Source organism: Microbacterium oryzae (assembly GCF_009735645.1).
Classification (GTDB): Bacteria; Actinomycetota; Actinomycetes; order Actinomycetales; family Microbacteriaceae; genus Microbacterium; species Microbacterium oryzae.
This window is the reverse complement of the sequence record NZ_CP032550.1, coordinates 58,392-81,110: the sequence shown is the minus strand read 5'-3', so window position 1 is coordinate 81,110 and position 22,719 is coordinate 58,392. Positions and strand designations below refer to the sequence as shown.

The following is a 22,719-nucleotide window of genomic DNA, read 5'->3' as shown; positions in this document are numbered from 1 at the left end:
GTTGCGGGGGCGGAGCCGCCCGGATCTGACACGCGCGTCCGGGTTCCGCCCGGACATCCAGGCGCTGCGCGCGATCGCCGTGCTCAGCGTGCTGCTCTATCACCTGTGGCCGAACCGGCTGCCCGGGGGCTTCGCGGGCGTCGACGTCTTCTTCGTCATCAGCGGATACCTCATCACCTCTCACCTGGTGCGCGAGCGCGAGAAGACCGGGCGCATCGGGGTGGCCCGCTTCTGGGCGCGGCGCGCGACCCGACTGCTGCCGGCGTCGCTCCTCGTCCTCATCGCGACGGCGATCGGCACCCTCGTGTGGGTGCCGCGGTCGCTGTGGGAGCAGTTCTTCGCCGAGATCGGCGCATCGGTCCTCTATGTGCAGAACTGGCGGCTGCTCTTCGACAGCGTCGACTACCTGGCCGCCGACAATCAGCCTTCCCCCGTGCAGCACTTCTGGACGCTGTCGGTGGAGGAGCAGTTCTACATCGCCCTGCCGCTGCTCCTCATCGTCGCGATGTGGGCGCTGCGCCGCCTGCCGTGGCGTCGGGTGGTCGTCGGCGTGCTCGTCGTGGCGACGGCCGCGTCGTTCGCCTACGGGGTCTGGTTGACCGGCTGGGCGGCCAGCCAGGCGTACTTCTCCACGCTGACGCGCGCGTGGGAGTTCGGGCTGGGTGCGCTGCTGTCGTTCCTCCCCGCTCTGTCCCGGCGCGCGGTTGCGCAGGTCGTCGCCCTCCTCGGCGTCGCGCTCATCGCTCTGAGCACGGTCGTCCTCTCCGGCGAGGTGCCGTTCCCCGGCGTCGCGGCGCTCCTGCCGGTGCTCGGCACGGCGCTGGCACTGTGGGGAGGCGCGCGCTCGGTGCTCGCGCCCGTCGGGGCGCTGGCTCCCGTTGCCTTCCTCGGCGGGGTGTCGTACGCCGTGTATCTCTGGCACTGGCCCCTCGTGGTCCTCGTGCCCTTCGTCACCGGGACGCCCCTCACCACCGTCGAGAAGGTCGGCATCGCCGCGGTCTCGCTGGTGCTGGCATGGCTGTCGACCCGCTTCATCGAGAACCCCGTGCGTCTGTCGGAGCGTCTCCTCGCCCGGCGCCGCCCGCGGACCGTGGCACTGTGGGCCGCGGCGGGCATGGCGTGCGTCCTCATCGTTCCGGTGACCGGCGCCGCGGTGCTGCGCGTCGACGAGGAGCGCGCGGTGACCGCGACGCAGACTCTTCTCGAAACCCGGCCCGACTGCTTCGGCGCCGAGGCGATCGATCCCGCTCTCGTGCCCTGCGAGAACCCGGAGCTCGACGACTACCCGCTGGTGCCGTCGCCGCAGGATGCGCGCAGCGACGATGCGAACCGCGACGCCTGCTGGTCGGGGCCCGATGAGACGGTGCTCCGCGTCTGCTCGCTCGGCCCGAAGACCGGCTACGACCGGCACCTTCTCGTGATCGGCGACTCGCACAGCAACGTCTTCGTCGGCGTCTACGCGCAGATCGCCGAGGAGCGCAACTGGCGCATCGACGTGGCGGGGCACGGTGGCTGCTACTGGACCGACGCGCTCATCGTGCGCTCGACGCAGGCTTCGACCGACGCGTGCACCGCATGGCGCGGCGAGGTCGCCGACTACGTCGCGGAGGCCGACGACGTCGACGCGTTCGTCGTCACGCACTCGTCGGACGGCCGTGATGCGGATGCCGACGTGGTGTCGGGCATGGTGAGCGCCTGGAGCGCGCGGCCCGACCTCGACGTGCCGGTGATCGCCATCCTGGACAACCCCCGCCTCCCGGCCGACACCATCCAGTGCATCGAGGACGATCCCGACACCGCGGCCGGGCGATGCGGGCATCCCGCCGACGTCGTCATGCACGACGACGGGCAGGTCGCCGCGGCCGAGCGCGATCCGAACGCGACGACCATCGACATGTCGGAGTTCTACTGCGCCGACGGGACGTGCCCGGCTGTCATCGGCGGCGTGGTGGTGTACCGCGACGGCCACCACCTGACGGCGACGTATGCCGCGACTCTCGCGCCGTACCTGTCCGACCGGCTGGCCGCCGCTCTGGGCTGAGCGGGAGCGCAGCGCCCCGCGCGCGCTTCCGCTCCGAGGGAGAGCCGGATCAGGCGCGTCGGAGCAGCAGGGCGGCCTCTCCGCCGCGCTCCACGCGGGTCGCCGAGAACCCGCGCTGCAGGACGAGCGCGTCGGCCGCGGCCGCGCCCGCCTCGTCGTCGCAGAGCACCCACGTCGTGTCCGCGCCAGCGAACCGCAGCGTTTCGTCGACATCGGCCAGGAGCGCGTCCTCGCCGTCGCCCGCGACCCTGATGAACTCGTAGGTGCCCGGCTCCTCGACGAAGAGCTCGACGTAGCGCGTGAGCGGCAGCTCCTCGATGCGCCCGGCGAGCGCCGGATACGCCCGAGGATCCTCCTCGAGGCGGGTGCTCACGATGAGCGCAGTGCGCACGTCGGCGGTGGCCGGGGCGAAGGCTGTCCGCACGCCCACCTCCAGCACACGCTGCGCCTTCGCCTCCCGATAGACGAGAGCGGCCGCGCGGTCGCCGGGTCGGGGCGCGACCGGCAGCGCGCGCGGCACCTCGAGCGCGTCGAGAAGCGCGACGGCGCTCCGCGACAGCTTGGTCACCTCGCGCCCCTCCGCGTGGAGGATCCGCTCCCCCGCCAGGGAATGGAACCGCTGCTCGATGCCGCGCGCCTCGCCGATCGTGCGGAAGTTGCGGTGCTCTGCGCCCCGACGACGGATGACCTCGAGCCGTCGGCCGGAGATGTCGGCCAGCAGCAGCACGGCGTGGAAGGCCGACCCCTCCTCCCCCGCGATCGTCTCGGCGCGCGAGAGCTGATCCAGCTGCTCGCGCACGGTCAGCTGCTCGGGGTGCGCGACGAACCATCCCGCTGCACGGAGGTGCCGCTCGGCCGCTTCCGCCCCGAGGTCGCGGTTGTCGGAGTGGATGGCGCTGCGGGACAGCCACAGGCGTCGCCCCGGCTCGACGGATGGTCCGGCATGCTGCGCGAGGAAGCGTGCGTGGTCGGGATGGATCCAGTCGTCGTAGCGGTATCCGATGTCGGGGACGTGCAGCGTGGCGAACCGCGTCGGACGCGTCACGAAGAGGATCGGGTTCCGGATGCCGAGGATGTCGAGGATCTCCCGCTGCCACGGACGGAACGACTCGTCCTCCCAGGTGTGCTCAGCGGTCCACACCACGGCGACGTGGGGCCGATCGCGCGCGAACCACAGCCGCGCGAGCGACTCGAGCAGGAAGTGTCCGAAGTGCATGTGCAGCTTGCCGGCGTAGATCGCCTCCGGGTGCGGGCCCGGCTCGTCGCCCGCGCGCAGCTCGGCAGGCGCCGGCTCGCCGCGCTCGCCCGAGCGCCGATCGGTCACGGTGCCGGGCACGTAGTCGTCGGCGCCGTCGAAGACGCCCATGAGCAGGCGATCATGCTCGTCCCCCGGCTCCCGATGCCGGGCGACGGGGGAGACGACGGCGTCGGTCACGGTGCGCGCGGAGAGGGGTTCCATCCCGATCACTGTAGCGCGACGGCCTGCTGGAGCCGGGCGCGTCGCCTCACGATGGGTTGTCGGCGTTGTACGCGTCGATCACCGCGTCGATGGGCCCGTCCATCACGAGCGCGTGCTCGCGGATGTAGAGGCCGCGCGTGCAGAAGCGGCGGAGGTCGCGCTCGCTGTGGCTGACGAAGAACAGCGTGCGCCCGGCGGCGAGGAGCTCGTCGATGCGCGCGTAGCACTTCGCGCGGAACGCCTTGTCGCCGACCGCGAGCACCTCGTCCACGAGCAGGATGGGCTCGTCCAGCTGCGAGACGACGGAGAACGCCAGGCGCACCTTCATGCCGTTCGACAGGTGCTTGTACGGGGTGTCCTGGAAGTCCTCGAGCTCGGCGAACGCGATGATGTCGTCGTAGCGCGAGGCGATGTGCGCGCGGCTCATGCCGTGCAGGCCCGAGGTCAGCCGCACGTTCTCGCGCACCGTGAGGTCGCCGACGAACCCGCCCGTGATCTCGATGAGCGGGGCCACGCCGCCGCGGACCGCGACCGCTCCCTCGTCGGGCAGCAGCACCCCGGCGACGAGCTTCAGCAGCGTCGACTTCCCCTGGCCGTTGCGCCCCACGACGCCGATCGACTCGCCGGGCTCCACCTGGAATGACACGTCCCGCAGCGCCCAGAACTCGTCCTTCGGCGCGCGTCGGGACGCGCTCGCGAACATCGACTTGATGCTGCGCCGACCGCGGCGGTTGCGCCGGAAGCGCACCCCGAGACCGTCCGCCTCGATCGCGTACCGCTCCTCCCCCATCACAGCTCCTTCAGCAGCGGTCGCTCGAGCCGTCGGAAGGTGAGGACGCCGGCGCCGAGGATGACGAAGGACAGGACAGCGGCGATCAGCACGGCCGTGCCATCCCACTGGCCGGGGAAGAACCCGACGCGGTAGAGCGTGACGATCCCCGCGAGGGGGTTGATCGCGCCGAGATCCGAGACGACTCCGGGGAGGTCGCCGAGTCCGTAGATGATCGGTGTGGCGTAGAACAGCGCGCGCAGGATGAGCCGCGTCGTGCGCTCGAGATCGCTGAACAGCACGCACAGCGGGGCGACGAGGAGACCCAGTCCGACGAGCAGCACCGCCTGCAGGAGGACGGCGACGGGGAACAGCAGCAGCTGCCATCCGACCTGGGCGCCGTTGACGATCGCGAAGACCGCGAGCACCGGCAGCGCGCACAGGAACTCCACGCCCTTGCTGAGGACGATCCGATTGATCCAGATGGTGCGCGGGATGGACGTGGATCGGACGAGCTTCGCGTCCTTGTTGAAGGCCTTCGTGAAGTCGGTGACCGAGGAGTTGAACCACACCCACGGCAGGATGGCGGTGATGAGGAAGACGATGTACGGCTCCTCCCCGACACGGCCGCCGCGATGGAACACCTGCGTGAACACGAACCAGTAGATGAGGCTCATGACGAGCGGATCGAGGATCGACCACAGGTAGCCCAGCCAGCTCGTGGCGTAGCGCACCTTCAGGTCTCGTGCGGACAGCAGCCACAGGGAATGGAGGTACCGCCGCGGCGTTCCCGGTGCGCCGACGACGCCGGCGGTCACGACGCGGCGTCCCGCAGGATCGGCGGCTCGGAGCCCGTGCTGTCGGTGCTCGCCGGCGCGGCGTACTGCAGGTAGCTGAGGCGGCTCTGCTCGCGGCGCGCCCGCAGCACGCCGTCGAGGACGAACCCGACCGTCCACGCCAGGGCGCCGGTCAGGCCGAACCCGACCGCCAGGATGGCCGTGGGGAATCGCGGGACGAGGCCCGTCTGCGCGAACTCCACGACGAGCGGGATGCCCATGAGCACGCCGACGAGGACGGCCAGCGCCCCGAGGACGCCGTAGAAGAGGAGCGGGCGCTCGTAGCGGATGAGCTGCACGATGAGCGAGAGGATGCGGAAGCCGTCGTGGTAGGTGCGCAGCTTGCTCTCGCTGCCCTCCGGCCGGTCGCGGAACCCGACCGGGATCTCCGCCTGGGGCACCCGGATGCTCATGACGTGCACGGTCAGCTCGGTCTCGATCTCGAATTCGCGGGACGCCGCGGGGAAGCTCTTCACGAAACGGCGTGACATCACCCGGTAGCCGGAGAGCATGTCGCTGACCTCCGACCCGAAGACGCCGCCGACGAGCCAGTTGAACCCGCGGTTGCCGAGCTCGTGACCCGGCCGGTACGCGGTGTCGGTCTTCTGGTCGCGCACGCCGAGCACGTGGTCGTAGGGGCCCTCGCGCAGGGTGCGGATCATCTCCGGCAGCGCGGCGGCGTCGTAGGTGTCGTCGCCGTCGATCATCACGTAGATGTCGGCATCGACGTCGGCGAACGCGCGGCGCACGACGTTGCCCTTGCCCTTGCGCTCTTCCCGGCGCACGATCGCGCCGGCCTCGCGAGCGACCTCGGCGGTGCGGTCGGAGCTGTTGTTGTCGTAGACGTAGACCGTCATCCCGGGAACGGCTGCGCGCAGGTCGCGCACGACCTTGCCGACCGCGAGCTCCTCGTTGTAGCAGGGGACGATCGCGGCGATGACAGGGGACGACATGGAGAGCACTTTCGGCGACGTAGGATCTTCTGTGGACCGCGTGGCGCCGAGACGGCCGCCGTCGGAGCCGGTTCAGGCTAGCACGCGGCACTGTCGAACTCCTCGGCACACGCCGCCCTCACGAGGAGCATGATGCACGCGAGCACCGCGACCCGGAAGGCCAGGCAGGCCGGAGCCTTCCTCGTGATCGGCGGGCTCGCCTTCCTCGTCGACGCCGGCGTCTACAACCTGCTCGTGTTCTGGGTCACGGGCGACGGCCCGCTGCACGGCCAGCCGCTCGTGGCGAAGATCATCTCGATCGTCATCGCGTCGATCGTGACGTACGTGGGCAACCGCTACTGGACGTACTCCGACCGCCACCTCCCCCACCGGCTCTCCCGGTACGCGATCTTCGTCCTGTGCAACCTCATCGCGATCGGCCTGCAGCTCGGGTGCCTGGCGTTCTCGCGGTACGTGCTCGGCCTCGACGACGTGATCGCCGACAACGTCTCCGGCACGTTCATCGGGCAGACGCTCGCGACGGTCTTCCGGTTCCTCACGTACGACCGGTTCGTCTTCCCCCATGAGGAGCCGGCTCCGCCGACCCGCTGACCGGAGCCCCGGAGCCGGGGAGCCGGGAGGAGATGCGCATTTCGGAGGAGGGAATCCCGCGCATCCCTCCTCCCGGGTGCACATCTCCTCCGCCGAGTGCACGAGTGGCCGGCGGCACGGCGGCAGCACGCCCCCGATCACTCCGCGGGCAGCGGCCCGCACTGGTCGACGCGGTACAGCGCGGATGTCCCATCCGTCGCGACTGGCGTGAGGAGTCCCGCCTCCACCGCCTCGTGCGGGCCCGGGAAGTGATCGCCCGAGGGGTCTCCGCCCGCCAGAGCGTGCGGGTCGTACAGCACGAAGCGCACGCGCAGCTCGTCGAGCGCACGGCAGACATCCGGATCGTGCTCGATGTCGGCCAGGTGCCACGCGAGCGTCAGGCGCGCCGGATCCCACTGGCCGTTGACGTGCGGGAAGACCGGCTCCCGCCCCGCGAAGAGGAGCGCGAGCGCCGACCCGTCCCACGGGTCGCCCAGGACGCGCTGATCCGACGGCACCGTGTCGGCGACCGGGCCGCGGAGGAAGTCGATCTGCCGCTGCGAGACGACGGCGTGCTCGGCGCGGTCTTCCGGCAGCGCGAACGCGCGCGCGATGGCCGACGTCGTGCCGGTGGCCACCAGGCCGGCCACCGAGGCGATCGCCACGACGAGGGCGATCGCGGGGGCGGTGGCGCCCTCCCGGGCGATCCATCGGGGTCGCGGCACGCGCGCGAGCAGCCGCGCCAGCGCCAGCGCGCCGAGCGCCGCGAGCGGCGCGGCGACGACCGGCAGGGCGGCGGCGAGGCGGAAGCGGTCCTTGTACCAGATGCCGGTGGCGAGCTTCGCGACGACGCCGTCGGAGCCGGCGGCGAGCGCGAACAGCGCCGCGATGAGGACGAGCGCCACGACCATCCAGCGGGTGCGCCGCGCGCGGAAGGCGGCGAGTGCGCCGAGGACGACGAGGAGAGCGAGCAGCGGCGCCGGGGCCGTCACGCCGCCGTCGCCGGTCAGCGACCGCATCGTCAGCACCTGCAGCAGCCCGTCGCCGAGGCTCTGCACCGCGCGCGCCTGCGGCCCCGAGAGCCGGTCGGCGATCGGCTCGTCGAGGAGCCCGACCCGCGTCACCGCGAACGCGAGCGCGGCCACCGCGACGACGATGCCGACCACGGTGCCCGCGGCGACGGCGGCGATCGCGCCGTGACGTGAGCGCCCGCCTCGGCGCCAGGCGCGCCGGAAGGAGCTCACGAGCACGCCGGCGACGAACAGCAGCACGAGGAGCAGCCAGGTCGGGAGCACCCGCGGGTGCGCGACCGCGAGGCCGCTCATCACGAGGGCGAACCCGACGATGCCGAGGAGCGCCGCGCGCCGGCGGGCGCCGCGTCCGGGAGAGGCCACGCCGCGCACCGCCACGACCGTCACCGCCACCGCGCTCGGCAGCAGGGCGTGCGCGAGCGCGGTCGGGTAGATCGTGCCCCACGCCAGCAGCGCGTAGGGGAACATGCCGAAGGCGGCGGCGAGCGGCAGCGCGGCCAGGGCCGTGGTCGCCGGCGAGCGGCCGGGCAGGGCGACGCGCGCCAGGTAGGCGACGCCCGGCAGCCAGACGAGCGTCTGCACCGCGAGCCAGAGCGCATTGAAGGCGACGGCCGGGTCCGCCCCGCTCCCCTGCGCCGTCATCACGACGAGCGCATGCCAGGCCGACGGGTAGTACGCGAGGCCAGGGGCGCCGGTCTCGATCAGCGCGCGCAGCGTGAGCGGCGACGCGGAGAAGCCGTCGAGGATCGCCGCCACCGCGGACAGGTGGAAGACGTTGTCATACGTCTGGGAGATGCGCGACGGATCGGGCACCCCCGAGAAGGCCACGATCGCGACCATCGCGGCCGCGACCGCCCACATCGCCAGCAGCGGCTTCGCCGCCAGCGGCGGGCGGGATGGCCCCGGTCGCCCCGGGATCGCCAGGCGGCCCCGCAGGAGCAGCGACACCGCCGAGCCGGCGAGGGCCACGGCGATCACCTGCACGAGGTGGAACGGCAGGCCGGCGGCGCCGAACACCGCGGCGGCCGCGCCCACGCAGCACACCCCGACGAGCGGGGCGATCGCGATCCGCGCGAGCACGGCCATCCGCAGCGGCGCCGTCGCGACCAGTCCCGGCGCGAGCACCGCGAGGCCCGCCGAGACGATCGCGGGCGCCGCCGCGGCCCAGCTCACGGGAGCCGGCTCAGGCGTTCAGCTGGTTCTGCCACATCGACAGCGCGGAGCCGATCGCCATGTGCATGTCGAGGTACTGGTACGTGCCGAGGCGGCCGCCGAAGTGCACGTCCTTCTCCCCCTTCGCCAGCTCGCGGTAGGCGAGCAGGCGCGCACGGTCCTCGTCGGTGTTGACGGGGTAGTACGGCTCGTCCGTCGCCTCGGCGAACCGCGAGAACTCCCGCATGATGACGGTCTTGTCATCGGGGTAGACGTCGGCGCGCTCGGGGTGGAAGTGCTTGAACTCGTGGATGCGCGTGAACGGCACGTCGGCGTCCGGGTAGTTCATGACGGGCGTGCCCTGGAAGTCGCCGACGTGCAGGACCTCCTCCTCGAAGTCCAGCGTGCGCCAGCTGAGCGCGCCCTCGACGTCGTCGAAGTAGCGGTCGACCGGGCCGGTGTAGACGATCGGCACCTGGCCGACGAGCGCCTTCTTGTTCAGCGGCTGCGACTCGTCGAAGAAGTCCACGTTCAGCTGCACGTCGATGTTCGGGTGGTCGGCCATCCGCTCGAGCCACGCCGTGTAGCCGTCGGTCGGCAGACCCTCGTGCGTGTCGTTGAAGTAGCGGTTGTCGTAGTTGTAGCGCACGGGCAGGCGGCTGATGATGTCGCCGGACAGCTGCCGGGGGTCGGTCTGCCACTGCTTCGCGGTGTAGTCGCGGAAGAACGCCTCGAACAGCGGGCGGCCCACGAGGGCGATGCCCTTCTCCTCGAAGTTGCGCGCGGTCTTCACGTCGAACTCGCCGGCCTGCTCGCGCACCAGCGCGCGCGCCTCGTCGGGCGAGTACGCGGCCTGGAAGAACTGGTTGATCGTGCCGAGGTTCACCGGCAGCGGGTACACGACGCCGCTGTGGTTCGTGTAGACGCGGTGCACGTAGTTCGTGAACGTCGTGAAGCGGTTGACGTACTCCCACACCTTCTCGTTCGAGGTGTGGAAGAGGTGCGCGCCGTAGCGGTGCACCTCGATGCCCGTCTCGGGCTCGTTCTCCGAGTACGCGTTGCCGCCGATGTGGTGGCGGCGGTCGATGACGGTGACCTTGCGGCCGGCGTCTGCAGCGCGCTCGGCGATGGTGAGTCCGAAGAAGCCGGAGCCGACGACGAGGAGATCCATGCGGGGTGCTCTTTCTCTCAAGGGGAAGGGCCCTGGCGCGCTGTCGCGGCCTCGGAGAGTCTACGTGCAAGCCCCTCGCGTATCCTGATGCGGCACATGAGCGAACCAGGAACCCCCGCCGAGACCGAGGCCGTCGCCGGGATGAGCGGGCCGGACGGCCCGCTGCTGCGCCTCTTCCGCGACCGCCGCGTCGCCTTCCTCTTCGTCGGCGCGATCAACACCGCCATCGGCTTCGCCTGGTTCGTGCTGTTCTCGTTCCTGTTCCGACGCGGATGGCCGGACGCCGACTGGACGGTGTTCGCCGTCATCGTGTGCGCGCAGATCACGAGCACGCTGAGCGCCTTCGTCTTCTACCGCAGGCTCGTCTTCCGCGTGCGCGGGCACCTGTGGCTGGACTTCTTCCGCTTCCAGCTCGTGTACCTCGGCACGTTCGTGCTCAACCTCGTCGTGGTGCCGCCGCTGAAGATCTGGCTCGGATGGCACGAGATCGTCGCGCAGTTCCTCTTCACGTTCGTGATCGCCGTCGTCAGCTGGTTCGGCCACAGCCGCTTCTCGTTCCATCGCAAGCAGGAGGACACCCCATGACGACGCCGCGCATCAGCGTGGTCGTGCCCGCGTACAACAACGCCCGCACGCTGGCGGAGACGCTCCGCTCGGTGCTCGATCAGCAGGTCGAGGACCTCGAGCTGATCGTCGCCGACCACGCATCGGCCGACGACACGTGGGAGGTCATGCAGGCCTTCGACCCCGACCCCCGCGTGACGCTGCTGCGCACGGAGGGCGGCGGCGGCGCGGTGCGCAACTGGAACCGCGTGACCGATGCGGCCACCGGCGCCTACGTCAAGCTCGTGTGCGGCGACGACGTGCTGCGGCCCGGCGTGCTGGCCCGCCAGGCGCGGCTCCTCGAGGAGACCGGCGCCGTCCTCACGGCATCGAAGCGCGACATCGTCGACGCCTCCGGCAAGGTCGTCATGGGCGGGTGGGGCCTCACCGGCCTCGGCCGCGCGATGTCGGGCGCCGACGCCCTGCGCCGCACCGTCCGCGCCGGGCGGAACCTCCTCGGCGAGCCCGCCTCGGTGATGATGCGCCGCGAGGCGCTCGCGGCCGCGGGCGGATGGCACGAGGACTTCTCGTATTTCATCGACCTCGCCAGCTACGCGCGCGTGCTCGTCGGCGGCGGCTTCACGCCCGACCTGGAGGTGGGCGCCACGTTCCGGATGAGCGACGGCCAGTGGTCGGTCGCGCTCGTCGATGCGCAGACCGCCGAAGCGCGGCGCTTCAGCGCATGGCTGCGCGCCGAGCACCCCGACATCGTGAGCGAGGCCGACCGGCGGATGGGCGACATCCGCGCCGGTCTCATGGCCCAGGCTCGGCGCGTCTCGTACCGCGTCCTGAAGCGGAGGATGGGATGAGCCGTCGTCGCATCGCCTACGTGCTGCCGATCCACAACGAGGAGGGCAACATCCCCCTCCTCCACGAGCGGCTGACGGCGGTCGCCGCGACCCTCGCCGACCGCTACGACGTGGAGTTCGTCTACGTCGACGACGGCAGCCGCGACCGGTCGCTCGAGCTCCTCCGCGACCTGCGCGCACGCGATCCCCGCGTGTCGGTGTACTCCCTCGCCCGCAACTACGGGCATCAGATCGCCGTCACGGCCGGGCTCGACGTCGCCGACGCCGACGCCGTGATCGTGATGGACAGCGACCTGCAGGACCCGCCGGAGGTGAGCCTCGAGCTCGTCGCGCGCTGGGAGGACGGCGTCGACGTCGCCTACGCGCAGCGCCGCACACGCGACGACGGCCTCTTCAAGCGCACGACCGCGCATGGCTTCTACTGGCTGCTCAGCCACCTCGCGAACGTCGACATCCCCCGCGACACCGGGGACTTCCGCCTCATGGACCGCCGCGTGGTGGCGGAGCTGCGCAAGCACCCCGAGCACAACCGGTTCATCCGCGGCCTCGTCGCCTCCATCGGCTTCCGCCAGGAGGCCGTGCTCTTCGACCGCGATGCCCGGCACGCGGGCGAGACGGGATACCCGCTGCGGAAGATGCTGAAGCTCGCCGGCGACGGCATCTTCGGCTTCTCGACCGCGCCGCTCAAGCTCATCAGCCGCGTCGGCGGCACGATGGCGATCATCGCGCTGCTGTGGACGATCTACCTCGTCGTCGCCCGGCTGGTGAGCCCCGGCTCCGTCATCGAGGGATGGACGTACCTCGCCGCGGGGATGTTCCTCCTCGGCGGGATCCAGATGCTCATGCTCGGGGTCCTCGGCAGCTACCTCGGACGCATCTACGTCGAAGTGCAGGGCCGCCCGCTCTACGCCTTCGCGGTCGCCGAGACGGGTCCGCCCGAGCGCTGAGCCGCACGCCGACGCAGCACGCCGCGTCGGCGCAGCACGCCGCGGCCGATCAGCCAGCCCGCGCCGATGAGCAGCGCGAGCCCGTACGCGCCGAGGAGGAGCGGCCAGGCCGGCGGGCGGAACGACACGGTCACGGTGTCGCCCGGCGCGACGTCGGAGACGTCGATCGTGAGCAGCCAGCCGCGCAGCGGCTCGGTCGCCTCCGCTCCCGTCACGCGGTACCCCGGGTACGGCAGGCGGCTGAGCACCACGCGCCCGTCCTCCCCCGCCTGGTCGACGGCGAAGGTCACGGCGGTGTCGCTCTCGGCGGTCACCTCCACGCGGGTGTCGGGTGCGGTCCAGGTCACCCCGCCCGCCGCTGGCAGCTCCTCGTCGCGCTCGAAGAGCCATGTGTACTCGCCATCGGCGGCGAGGTGCCAGCCCTCCGGCGCCGCGGGCTCGCGCGGGTACGTGTCCTTCATCGCGACGACGGTGCTCACGCTCATGAGGTCGGACACCCGCTCGCCGGTCTCGTCGTCGACCGACCACAGCGTCTCCAGCGCGTCCTCGCAGGTCTCCCCGCGCAGGTCGATGCAGAGGTCGTCGCCGAACGCCTCGAACGGCAGCACCGTGTAGAGGCTGCTGACGTCGGTCGGGCTGAAGTACCAGAGGTTCGCGAGGAGGCGCTCCCGCCAGCTCCGGCCATCCTGCCAGCCGTCCTCGGCGTCGCCCACGACGATCGCGTCGCCGTGCTCGTCGGGGAGCACGGACTGCAGCGCCGTCGCGCTGTCGGGGGCGGCGCGACTCGGCAGCGGCGAGGTCGGCAGCAGGGGCAGCTGCCCCGCCGTGAACACGGCGGTGATCGCCATCGCTCCGAGCGCGGCGACCGCCGATCGACGCCGCACGCGGGGCGAGCGCGCCGCCCACCGCAGCAGGACGAGGGCGGCGAAGGACACGACGGCGGCCGCGAGCACCGCCTTCCACGCGTACGGGCCGTTTCCCCAGGTCAGCAGCGACGTGACGCCGATGACGAGCGCGGAGAGCCAGAACGCCCGGCGCGTGGCGCCCGCGGGGAAGCGCCGCGAGATGCCCACGACGAAGAGCACGACGAGCACGATCGCGAGGTACGGGATGAGCCGCAGCGGCCACCGGATGGGGCCCATGTGGCTCGGGCCGAGGACGAGCGCCAGCACGACGCCGCCCAGGACGAACAGCGGGATGGCGCGCCGCACGGCCGACCGCGCGAGCGGCAGGGCGAACGGCAGGAGCAGGAGCACCCACGCGATGTAGACGAGCGGCCCCTCCGTGATGTCGCCTCCCCACGCGCGGATGGTCGCGCTCACCCAGGGGTTGCCCGACGCGGCGAGGTCGGTCAGGTCGGCGTTGAGGAACCCGAGGTTCTCGAACGGCGCGTTGCCGCGCTCGGTGACGGGCGCCGTCAGCACCGCGGGCAGGTAGACGACGATCGTGAGGAGGGCTCCCCACGCCGACGCGAGCAGGGTGCGGATGACGCGTGCCGGGTCTCGGCGGACCGCGTGCCGCACGAGGGACTCCACGAGGACGACCACGAGCATCATCACGCCGAAGACGTAGCCGACGGTGACGAGCAGGTAGCTCGCGGCCAGATACGGCAGCGGCGAGCGGCGGTGCTCGACGGTGCGCCGCAGCGCCCACCACACCCACGGGAAGAGCGCGACGTTGATGAGATCGGTCGACCACGACGCGGCGTCCATGTAGACGACGAAGCCCGATGCCGGCACGAGCACGCCGGCGAGGGCGGCCCATGGCCGGTGCGCTCCGAACTGGCGCGCGAGCAGGTGCACGCCCAGCGCGAGCACCGCGAGGAAGACGAGCTTCACCACGGTGGCGTGCAGCACGGGGCTCTCGCTCAGGCGCGCGGTGATCGCGATGAGCCACGTCATCGGGTTGAGGAGACCCCACTGCCCCTCCGCCCAGTAGTTGCCCGCCTGCCAGGCCGACGGGTCGAGCATGGGCAGCTTCCCCTGCAGCAGCTGGTCTCCGAGCTGCCACCACTGCCCGGCCGACCCGCGCTCGGTGTCGTCGGAGAAGTAGAAGCGCGGCGTCACGAGGAGCCGCGACGCCGCCAGAGCGAGGGTCACGACGACCGCCAGCAGCGGCCATCCCACCCGGTGCGCCCGATGCGTCGTGGTGCCGCCGTCCGCCGTCATAAGTCCTCCGCTGCTCGCTCCGCCGCCGCGCGACGGGCCAGAGACGATGGTAAACCGCACGGCCGCGCGCGCCCCGCGCGCGGATCCGGGCGTCCGCTGTGCCACGATGGGCTGTGTGAAGGGCATCATTCTCGCGGGCGGCTCGGGTACGCGGCTGCATCCGGTGACGTTGGGCACGTCGAAGCAGCTGGTTCCGGTGTACGACAAGCCGATGGTGTACTACCCCCTGTCGACGTTGATGCTGGCGGGGGTGCGGGAGATCCTCGTGATCACGACCCCGCATGATGCGGCGTCGTTCGAGCGGCTGCTGGGCGACGGGTCGCAGTTCGGCGTGCAGATCACGTTCGCGGTGCAGCCGTCGCCGGATGGCCTGGCGCAGGCGTTTACGATCGGCGCGGATTTCATCGGCGACGACAGCGTCGCGCTGGTCCTGGGCGACAACCTGCTGTACGGGCCGGGGCTGGGCACGCAGCTGAAGCGGTACGAGGACGTCGACGGCGGAGCGGTGTTCGCGTACTGGGTCGCGGAGCCCTCCGCGTACGGCGTGGTGGAGTTCGATCGTGACGGCCGGGCGGTGTCGCTGGAGGAGAAGCCCGCGGATCCGAAGTCGAACTACGCCATCCCGGGGCTGTACTTCTACGACAACGATGTGGTGGAGATCGCCCGGAACCTGAAGCCCTCGCCCCGCGGGGAGCTGGAGATCACGGATGTGAACGCGGCCTACCTCGAGCGCGGGAAGCTGCAGGTCGAGGTGCTGCCGCGCGGGACGGCGTGGCTCGACACGGGGACGTTCGACCAGATGACCGACGCGGCGGACTACGTGCGCACGATCGAGCGGCGGACGGGCTTGAAGATCGGGTGCCCGGAGGAGATCGGATGGCGGCAGGGGTTCTTGTCGGATGACGAGCTGCGGGAGCGGGCGGAGAAGCTCGTGAAGTCGGGGTACGGGACGTACCTCCTCGAGGTCCTGGAACGGGGGAAGTGATCGTGAGCACGCTTCTGGTGACCGGCGGCGCCGGTTTCATCGGGTCGAACTTCGTCCACCACGTCATCGCGCACACCGATCACCGGGTGGTGGTGCTGGACAAGCTCACCTACGCCGGCAACCGGGCGTCTCTCGCGGGGCTGCCGGAGGACCGCGTGGAGCTGGTGGTGGGCGACATCGCCGACGCCGCCCTGGTGGATGAGCTGTTCGGGCGGGTGGATCAGGTGGTGCACTACGCCGCGGAGTCCCACAACGACAACTCGCTGAACGACCCGCGCCCGTTCCTGGACACGAACATCATCGGCACGTACACGCTGCTGGAGGCCGCGCGTCGTCACGACCGCCGGTTCCATCACATCTCCACCGACGAGGTGTACGGGGATCTGGAGCTGGACGACCCGGAGCGGTTCACCGAGTCGACCCCGTACAACCCGTCCTCTCCGTACTCGTCGACGAAGGCGGGGTCGGATCTGCTGGTGCGCGCGTGGGTGCGATCGTTCGGGGTGCGGGCGACGATCTCGAACTGCTCCAACAACTACGGCCCCTACCAGCACGTGGAGAAGTTCATCCCGCGGCAGATCACGAACGTGATCCGCGGGATCCGCCCGAAGCTGTACGGCGCGGGTGAGAACGTGCGCGACTGGATCCACGCCGACGACCACTCCTCCGCGGTGCTGCGGATCCTCGAGGCCGGGCAGATCGGGCAGACCTACCTCATCGGCGCGGACGGGGAGAAGAACAACAAGGACGTCGTGGAGCTGATCCTGCGCCTCATGGGGCAGCCGGAAGACGCGTACGACCACGTCACCGACCGGGCAGGGCACGACCTGCGGTACGCGATCGACTCCACCAAGCTCCACACCGAGCTCGGGTGGGAGCCCCGCTACCGGGACTTCGAGGCGGGCCTGTCCGCGACGATCGACTGGTACCGGGAGCACGAGGACTGGTGGGCGCCGGCCAAGGACGGCGTCGAGGCGTTCTACGCCGCGAAGGGACAGTGACCGTGTTCGGCAAGCCCCTCACCGGCACCCCGACCGCGATCCCGGGGCTGGTGGAGTTCGACCTGCCCGTCCACGGCGACGCGCGCGGCTGGTTCAAGGAGAACTGGCAGCGGGAGAAGATGACCGCCGCGGGGCTTGCGGACTTCGGTCCCGTGCAGAACAACATCTCCTTCAACGACGCCGCCGGCACCACCCGCGGCATCCACGCCGAACCGTGGGACAAGTTCGTCTCCGTCGCCACCGGCCGCATCTTCGCCGCCTGGGTCGACCTGCGCGAGGGACCGAGCTTCGGCGCCGTCCACACCGCCGAACTCGACCCGTCCAAGGCCGTGTTCGTGCCCCGCGGGGTGGGGAACAGCTACCAGACCCTCGAACCCGACACCGCGTACACGTACCTCGTCAACGACCACTGGTCCCCGACCGCGTCGTACTCGTTCCTCAACCTCGCCGACGAGACCGCCGCGATCGCCTGGCCCATCCCGCTGACCGACGCGGAGATCAGCGACAAGGACCGCGCCCACCCGCGCCTGTCCGACGTCGCCCCCGTCCCACCGCGGAAGACCCTCGTCCTCGGCGCGAACGGACAGCTCGGCCGCGCCCTCCGGAACCTGTACGGCGACGCGCCGCACATCGAGTACGCCACCCGCACCGACCTCGACCTCGCCTCCCCCGACCTTCCCACCGCCCGCCGGTGGCGGGACTACGACACCATCGTCAACGCCGCCGCCCACACCGCCGTCGACCAGGCCGAGACCCCCGAGGGCCGCGCCCAGGCGTGGGCGGCGAACGTCGCCGGCGTCACCGCGCTCGCGCGCATCGCCACCGAGCACGGCCTCACCCTCGTCCACGTCTCCAGCGACTACGTCTTCGACGGCACCGCGACCACCCCCTACCGCGAGGACGCGCCCCTGTCGCCCCTGGGCGTGTACGGGCAGACCAAGGCCGCCGGCGACCAGATCGCCGCGACCGTTCCCCGCCACTACATCGTCCGCACCAGCTGGGTCATCGGCGACGGGAAGAACTTCGTCACCACCATGGCGTCGCTGGCCGAACGCGGCATCGACCCCGCCGTCGTCGACGACCAGACCGGCCGGCTCACCTTCACCGACGACATCGCCGCCGGCATCCGCCACCTCCTCACCACCCGCCCCGCCTACGGCGTCTACAACCTCACCGGCACCGGCGCACCCACCACCTGGGCCGACATCGCACGCCGCGTCTACGCCCTCACCGGCCACGACCCGAACCGCGTCACCCCCGTCAGCACCGACGCCTACTACGCCACCGCGACCGGCCCCGTCGCGCCCCGCCCCCGCAACAGCGTCCTCGACCTCACCCGCATCCAGGCCACCGGCTACACCCCCGCCGACGCCGACACCCGCCTCACCGCCTACCTCGAGAGCCGGTGACCGCGAGCACACCGCACCCCGCCCGCGCCGCCGGCCCCGCCCGCGCCGACATCCAGGCGCTGCGCACCCTCGCAGTGCTCGGCGTCGTGCTGTTCCACATCTGGCCGCGCGCGCTGCCGGGGGGCTACGTCGGCGTCGACGTCTTCTTCGTCATCTCCGGGTACCTCATCACGGGCCAGCTCGTGCGCGCGCGCGAGCGGGGGACTCTGCGGCTCGCGGCGTTCTGGGCCGCCCGCGCCCGACGGCTGCTGCCGGCGAGCCTTCTCGTCCTCCTCGCGAGCGTCGCCCTCGTGCTGCTGTGGACGCCGGCGCCGCTGCGCGAGAACGATCTCCGCTCGATCGTCGGCAGCGCGCTCTACGTCGTGAACTGGCAGCTCGCGGCGGACGGGGTCGACTACCTCGCGCACGACGCCGCGCCGCCGATCGCCCAGCACTACTGGTCGCTGTCGGTGGAGGAGCAGTTCTACGTGCTGTGGCCGCTGCTGCTGCTGGCCGCCACCGCCGGCGCGGCCGGCGCGGCCGGCGCGCGGAGCTCGCGGCGGCGCCTGGTGATCGGCGCGGCGGTCATCGCGGTCGCCGGCTTCGGCGCCAGCGTGTGGCTGACGTCGACGAGCTACCCCTTCGGCTACTTCTCGACCGTCAGCCGGCTCTGGGAGTTCGCGCTCGGCGCGATCGTCGCGCTGCTGCCGCGTCTCGTGCTCCCCCGCGCGGCGCACCTCGCCGCCTGGCTCGCCGCGCTGACGCTCGTCGTCGCGACCCTTCTCGTCTACGACGACGCGACGCCGTTCCCCGGCCCCGCCGCGATCCTCCCCACCGCGGCCGCCGCGGCGCTCATCGCGCTCGGCGCCGGGCCGCTGGAGCGCATCGTCGCCTGGCGGCCGCTGCAGTGGCTCGGCGATCGCTCGTACAGCATCTACCTCTGGCACTGGCCGCTCGTCGTCATCGCCCCGCACGCGCTCGGCCGGCCGCCCGAGCTGCCCGAGAACCTCGTGCTCCTCGTCGCGACCATCGTCCTGGCCGCGCTGACCAAGCGCTTCGTGGAGGATCCGGTCCGCTTCGCGCCGCGCGCGCGCAGCTCGCGTCCGTCGTCGGTGCTCGTGCTCACCGCGGCGGCCATGGCGGTCGTCGTCGCCGGCGCCGCGGTGCCGATGTGGCGTCAGGCCGCGGTCGCAGCCGAGCGGACCGCGACGGCCGCCGAGAGCCTCCGCGATCCGGACCAGTGCCGAGGCGCTGCGGCGCTCCTCGACGACGGCTGCGCAGGCGTCCTCGACGATCCCGTCGCGCAGTCCGACCTCATCCCCGCGCCCGCCGGCCTCCGCGACGACATCGGCGACGCCTTCGCCTGCTACGACTTCGACCCCACCGCGGGGGGCGACCTCGTCACCTGCGCGTTCGGCTCCGACGACCCCGGCGCGCTGCGCATCGCACTGCACGGGGACTCGCACGCCGCCATGCTCATCCCCGCGCTGCGCGAGACCGCTGCGGAACACGGCTGGCACGTCGACGTCTTCGTCGGCCGCGGCTGCGTCTGGCAGGAGCCGGCGCCGGCCGAGTGCGCCGACCACGTCGAGAAGCTCGACGCCGAGTTCGCGTCGGGCGCGTACGACGCCGTCCTCGTCACCGCCGTGAACGCCGCCGAGCGCGACGCCGATGCGCGCGCCGCGGCCGCCGCCCGCTACGCGGACGCCTGGCGACGCGCGCAGGACGCCGGCACGCCGGTCGTCGCCGTCGCCGACAACCCCCGCGTCCCGGCCGCGGCGCAGGACTGCGTCGCCGCGGCGCGCGAGCTGACCGCCGGCACCTGCGCCATCCCCCGCGCCGACGCCGCGCTCGCGGACGATCCGCTGCGGATCGCCGCCGCGGCGGTGGACGCGCCGCTCGTGGATCTGAGCGACGCGTACTGCACCGACGCGGCGTGCCCCATGATGCTGGGAGGGGTGCTCGTCTACCGCGATCTGCATCACCTCACGGCGTCGTTCAGCACGACCCTCGGCCATCCGCTCGCCGAACGGATCGCCACGGCCCTGGCCGAGACCCCGCCCAGCCCGAGGAGCACCTCATGAAGAACGCCGGATCCGTCCTGGTCTTCCCGACCTGGCCGGAGAACCCGTACCTCAACCTCCTCGAGCTGTCCGCACGGGCGGCCGGCTACCGCTTCGCGGGAGCCACCACGCACTCGGAGCTGCTGCGGGAGCTGCGTCGGCTGCACGGCGGCGACGTCGCGCACATCCACTGGACGACTCCGCTCGTGCAGGAGGCCGCGGACGAGGCCGACGCGGGCGAGCGGCTGCGGACCCTGCTCGACGCGCTCCGCGCAGCGCGCCGTCGAGGCGCGCGGCTGATCTGGACCATCCACAACCGCCTGCCGCACGAGCTGCGGTTCCGCGAGGGCGAGATCGCGCTCTACCGGGGGCTCGCCGACCTCGCCGACGTCGTGCACGCCATGGCGCCCGACACGGCGCGGGTGGTGGCGGATGTCGTCGCGCTCGACCCGGGGAAGGTGCGGGTCATCCCCCACCCCAGCTACGAGGGGATCTACGACGTCGGCGGCGTCGACCGGGAGACCGCCCGCGCGGCCTTCGCCCTCGCACCGCAGGAGCGGGCGGTGCTCTTCCTCGGCCAGATCCGTCCGTACAAGGGCGTCGACGCACTCATCGAGGCCGCGGCGGCCGTCGACGGCGACATCGCGCTTCTCCTCGCCGGGGTGGTGAAGGAGCAGTCCGCCGACGACGTGGCCGCGCTCATCCCGGATGGCCTGCGCGCGATCACGCACTTCTCCTTCGTGCCCGACGGCGACCTCGCGCGCTGGTTCCGCGCGGCCGATGTGGCGGTGTTCCCCTATCGGGCCATCCTCAACTCCGGGAGCGTGCACCTGGCCGCGACGTTCCGCGTGCCGGTCGTGCTGCCCGACGAGCCGCACCTGCGCGAGCAGTTCGGCGCCGAGCCGTGGGTGGCCTTCTTCGACACCGCGCGCCCTGCGGCGTCGATCGCGGAGCTCCTGGCGGACCGCGACCTGTTCGAGGCGGTGACCGAGGCGGATTTCGCCGCGTTCACCGCGCCCATCTCGCCCTGGCGCACCGCACGCGCCTACCGCGCCCTCCTCGACGAGCTCAGCGGCGGAGCAGCGGGCGGAGGCGGGCGCGCGCGATGATGATCGCGCGGCGCACCGCCCGCGGCGCCCAGTGCCGACGACGGCGCACCACGGTGACGCCGTCGACCCTGGCGTAGAGGAGGGGATCCCGCGGATCGTACGCGGGCAGCTCGCCCTCCCCCGGCACGGCGACCGCGCATCCGGTGACGAGGTCGCGGATGGCCGGGGTGAGGGGGCGGTGCATCGGCAGCGCGCGAATCGGGAAGACCGCCTGCCACCGCCATCCGCCCGCCGCATCGGCACGCCAGCGGACGTCGGACGGCTCGATCGCGGGCACGCCCGCGAACTCGCCGTCGTGCAGCACGGGCAGCGCCGCTCTTGCGCCCTCGTCGCTCCGCCCCTCCACGAGCAGCGCGCCGATGGTGAGGCGGCCGGTGCGGAGGCGGCCGACGCGCGTGACGCGGCCGGCCATCCGCTCGCGCGCCGCCAGCGCGCGCTCGGCGTCGGCGTCGGAGAGGCGCGCCTCGGGCACCAGCATGACCGCGCGCTCGCCGAGCACGCGACGCACGGCGCGCTCCAGCCGCAGCCAGTCGGCGGGCGCCGCGGGGTGCACGCGCAGCGCGGTGGTGAGGGGTGTGATGAGCGCCTCGACCTCGGCGGGGGTCAGCGCGGCCACCTCGTGCAGGCGCTCGAGCGCCGCCGACCAGTCCGCCGCCGCGTCGTCCTCGACCGGGAGCGCGAGCATCCAGCGCGCGAGCGGGCGCGCGGCCACGTGCTCGCCCGCGACGACGAGGCGCAGGACGAGCGCGCGCAGCGGGTCGCCGGCGGAGACCTCGGGCGTCGCCTCGAGCAGGGCGCGCACGGCCTCCCGCACGGCCGCCGCGTCGTCCGCGTCCGCCCGCGCGGCCCAGCGCGCGATGTGTATGAAGCCGTCGCGCTCCCGCACCAGCTCCGCGTACACGGCCGACAGCCCCGCATCGCCCGCCTCCGCCACCAGCCGCGCGCAGGCGAGTTCCTGATCCAGGTAGCTGAGCAGCGACGGCGCCGCTCCCGCCCGCGCCGACATCGAGGTCGCGCCCGGGCGCTCGCGGTACAGGTACACGACGTCGGGGAGGATGTCCACGCGTCGAGCCAGCAGGTACGCGCGCATCATCGGCACGATGTCGTTCGAGCGCGGCACGTCGGGGAAGCGGATGCCGGTGGCCCGCAGCCAGTCGAGGGCGAACGCCTTGTTCCAGCAGGGCCGGCTGAAGAGCAACGTGGGCTCGTCGCGCAGCGCGATGCCGCTTGCCGGGCGGTCGAAGGCGGGCATCGCGTCCGTCGGCCGCCAGGTGTCGGCCGGGCGGAACTTCAGGTAGTCGCCGAACGCGATGTCCGATCCGCTGCGCTCGAGGCTCGCGACGAGCGCGGCGTACGCGCCGTCGGGGACGAGGTCGTCGCCGTCGCAGAAGACCAGGTAGCGCCCGCGCGCCGCGTCGATTCCGGTGTTCCGGGCGGTTCCTCCGCCGCGTCCCGCCGAGCTCACCAGGCGCACGCGCGGATCGCGAGCGGCGACATCCGCCACGATCTCGGGGGTGGCGTCGCGCGAGCCGTCGTCGACGACGAGGACCTCCATCGAGTCGATGTCCTGCGCGAGGACGGTCTCAAGCGTCTCGCCGATCCACGGCGCCACGTCGTGCACGGGAAGGACGACGGACAGGACCGGGCGCTCAGTCACCACCCGA

The 22,719-nt window shown here is 72.1% G+C and carries 18 protein-coding genes; 10 read left to right on the top strand and 8 right to left on the bottom strand.

What is annotated here, in order from left to right; all coding sequences use genetic code 11:
- Position 1 precedes the first annotated feature (1 nt).
- Positions 2–2,041 (top strand): acyltransferase family protein, encoded by a 2,040-nt coding sequence (locus D7D94_RS00360; RefSeq protein WP_156240705.1) that lies wholly within the window; start codon positions 2–4, stop codon positions 2,039–2,041.
- A 49-nt stretch (positions 2,042–2,090) separates the two neighbouring features.
- Here D7D94_RS00360 and D7D94_RS00355 read toward each other — a convergent pair whose 3' ends face one another.
- Genes D7D94_RS00355 through D7D94_RS00340 form a run of 4 tightly spaced genes read right to left on the bottom strand, consistent with a single transcriptional unit; the run spans position 2,091 to position 6,058 of the window.
- Complete coding sequence (locus D7D94_RS00355) at positions 2,091–3,500, bottom strand: glycosyltransferase 61 family protein (protein ID WP_156240704.1); 1,410 nt, start codon at positions 3,498–3,500, stop codon at positions 2,091–2,093.
- A gap of 46 nt (positions 3,501–3,546) precedes the next feature.
- A complete protein-coding gene (locus D7D94_RS00350) occupies positions 3,547–4,290 on the bottom strand; it encodes an ABC transporter ATP-binding protein (protein ID WP_156240703.1) in 744 nt (247 codons plus the stop codon).
- Positions 4,290–5,087, bottom strand: coding sequence for an ABC transporter permease (locus D7D94_RS00345; RefSeq protein ID WP_156240702.1), 798 nt, complete (start codon positions 5,085–5,087; stop codon positions 4,290–4,292). The genes D7D94_RS00350 and D7D94_RS00345 overlap by 1 nt, the downstream gene beginning before the upstream one ends.
- Positions 5,084–6,058: a glycosyltransferase gene (locus tag D7D94_RS00340; protein WP_156240701.1), complete on the bottom strand. Its 975-nt coding sequence runs from the start codon at positions 6,056–6,058 to the stop codon at positions 5,084–5,086. Before D7D94_RS00340 ends, D7D94_RS00345 begins: the two co-directional genes overlap by 4 nt.
- Positions 6,059–6,190: 132 nt before the next feature.
- Here D7D94_RS00340 and D7D94_RS00335 point away from each other — a divergent pair, with 132 nt between their 5' ends.
- Complete coding sequence (locus D7D94_RS00335) at positions 6,191–6,649, top strand: GtrA family protein (RefSeq protein WP_246171820.1); 459 nt, start codon at positions 6,191–6,193, stop codon at positions 6,647–6,649.
- A gap of 137 nt (positions 6,650–6,786) precedes the next feature.
- On the opposite strand, the gene D7D94_RS00330 is transcribed toward D7D94_RS00335, so the two are convergent.
- Positions 6,787–8,832 (bottom strand): DUF6541 family protein, encoded by a 2,046-nt coding sequence (locus tag D7D94_RS00330; RefSeq protein WP_156240699.1) that lies wholly within the window; start codon positions 8,830–8,832, stop codon positions 6,787–6,789.
- A gap of 10 nt (positions 8,833–8,842) precedes the next feature.
- On the bottom strand, positions 8,843–9,982 hold the full coding sequence (gene glf / locus D7D94_RS00325; RefSeq protein WP_156240698.1) for a UDP-galactopyranose mutase: 1,140 nt from the start codon (positions 9,980–9,982) through the stop codon (positions 8,843–8,845).
- A 96-nt stretch (positions 9,983–10,078) separates the two neighbouring features.
- On the opposite strand from glf, the gene D7D94_RS00320 reads away from it, so the two are divergent.
- From D7D94_RS00320 to D7D94_RS00310, 3 genes are read left to right on the top strand one after another with little or no spacing between them, the layout of a single operon-like run.
- Positions 10,079–10,567: a GtrA family protein gene (locus tag D7D94_RS00320; protein ID WP_173024209.1), complete on the top strand. Its 489-nt coding sequence runs from the start codon at positions 10,079–10,081 to the stop codon at positions 10,565–10,567.
- The gene (locus D7D94_RS00315) at positions 10,564–11,394 is read left to right on the top strand and encodes a glycosyltransferase family 2 protein (RefSeq protein ID WP_156240696.1); all 831 of its coding nucleotides are present in this window, start codon (positions 10,564–10,566) and stop codon (positions 11,392–11,394) included. The genes D7D94_RS00320 and D7D94_RS00315 overlap by 4 nt, the downstream gene beginning before the upstream one ends.
- Complete coding sequence (locus tag D7D94_RS00310; protein ID WP_156240695.1) at positions 11,391–12,341, top strand: glycosyltransferase family 2 protein; 951 nt, start codon at positions 11,391–11,393, stop codon at positions 12,339–12,341. The genes D7D94_RS00315 and D7D94_RS00310 overlap by 4 nt, the downstream gene beginning before the upstream one ends.
- Here D7D94_RS00310 and D7D94_RS00305 read toward each other — a convergent pair.
- Entirely contained in the window at positions 12,299–14,509 is a 2,211-nt protein-coding gene (locus D7D94_RS00305; protein ID WP_156240694.1) for a class-II aminoacyl-tRNA synthetase family protein, read from the bottom strand. The genes D7D94_RS00310 and D7D94_RS00305 overlap by 43 nt on opposite strands.
- 115 nt (positions 14,510–14,624) lie before the next feature.
- Here D7D94_RS00305 and rfbA point away from each other — a divergent pair, with 115 nt between their 5' ends.
- From rfbA to D7D94_RS00280, 5 genes are read left to right on the top strand one after another with little or no spacing between them, the layout of a single operon-like run.
- Entirely contained in the window at positions 14,625–15,494 is an 870-nt protein-coding gene (gene rfbA, locus D7D94_RS00300; protein ID WP_156240693.1) for a glucose-1-phosphate thymidylyltransferase RfbA, read from the top strand.
- 2 nt (positions 15,495–15,496) lie between these two features.
- Positions 15,497–16,495, top strand: a complete 999-nt coding sequence (gene rfbB, locus D7D94_RS00295) for a dTDP-glucose 4,6-dehydratase (protein WP_156240692.1) — start codon at positions 15,497–15,499, stop codon at positions 16,493–16,495.
- A complete protein-coding gene (locus D7D94_RS00290; protein WP_156240691.1) occupies positions 16,492–17,904 on the top strand; it encodes a sugar nucleotide-binding protein in 1,413 nt (470 codons plus the stop codon). Before rfbB ends, D7D94_RS00290 begins: the two co-directional genes overlap by 4 nt.
- Positions 17,901–19,967 (top strand): acyltransferase family protein, encoded by a 2,067-nt coding sequence (locus tag D7D94_RS00285; protein WP_156240690.1) that lies wholly within the window; start codon positions 17,901–17,903, stop codon positions 19,965–19,967. The genes D7D94_RS00290 and D7D94_RS00285 overlap by 4 nt, the downstream gene beginning before the upstream one ends.
- On the top strand, positions 19,964–21,055 hold the full coding sequence (locus D7D94_RS00280; RefSeq protein ID WP_156240689.1) for a glycosyltransferase: 1,092 nt from the start codon (positions 19,964–19,966) through the stop codon (positions 21,053–21,055). Before D7D94_RS00285 ends, D7D94_RS00280 begins: the two co-directional genes overlap by 4 nt.
- On the opposite strand, the gene D7D94_RS00275 is transcribed toward D7D94_RS00280, so the two are convergent.
- A complete protein-coding gene (locus D7D94_RS00275; protein WP_173024208.1) occupies positions 21,015–22,712 on the bottom strand; it encodes a glycosyltransferase family 2 protein in 1,698 nt (565 codons plus the stop codon). The genes D7D94_RS00280 and D7D94_RS00275 overlap by 41 nt on opposite strands.
- Between the last annotated feature and the right edge of the window lie 7 nt (positions 22,713–22,719).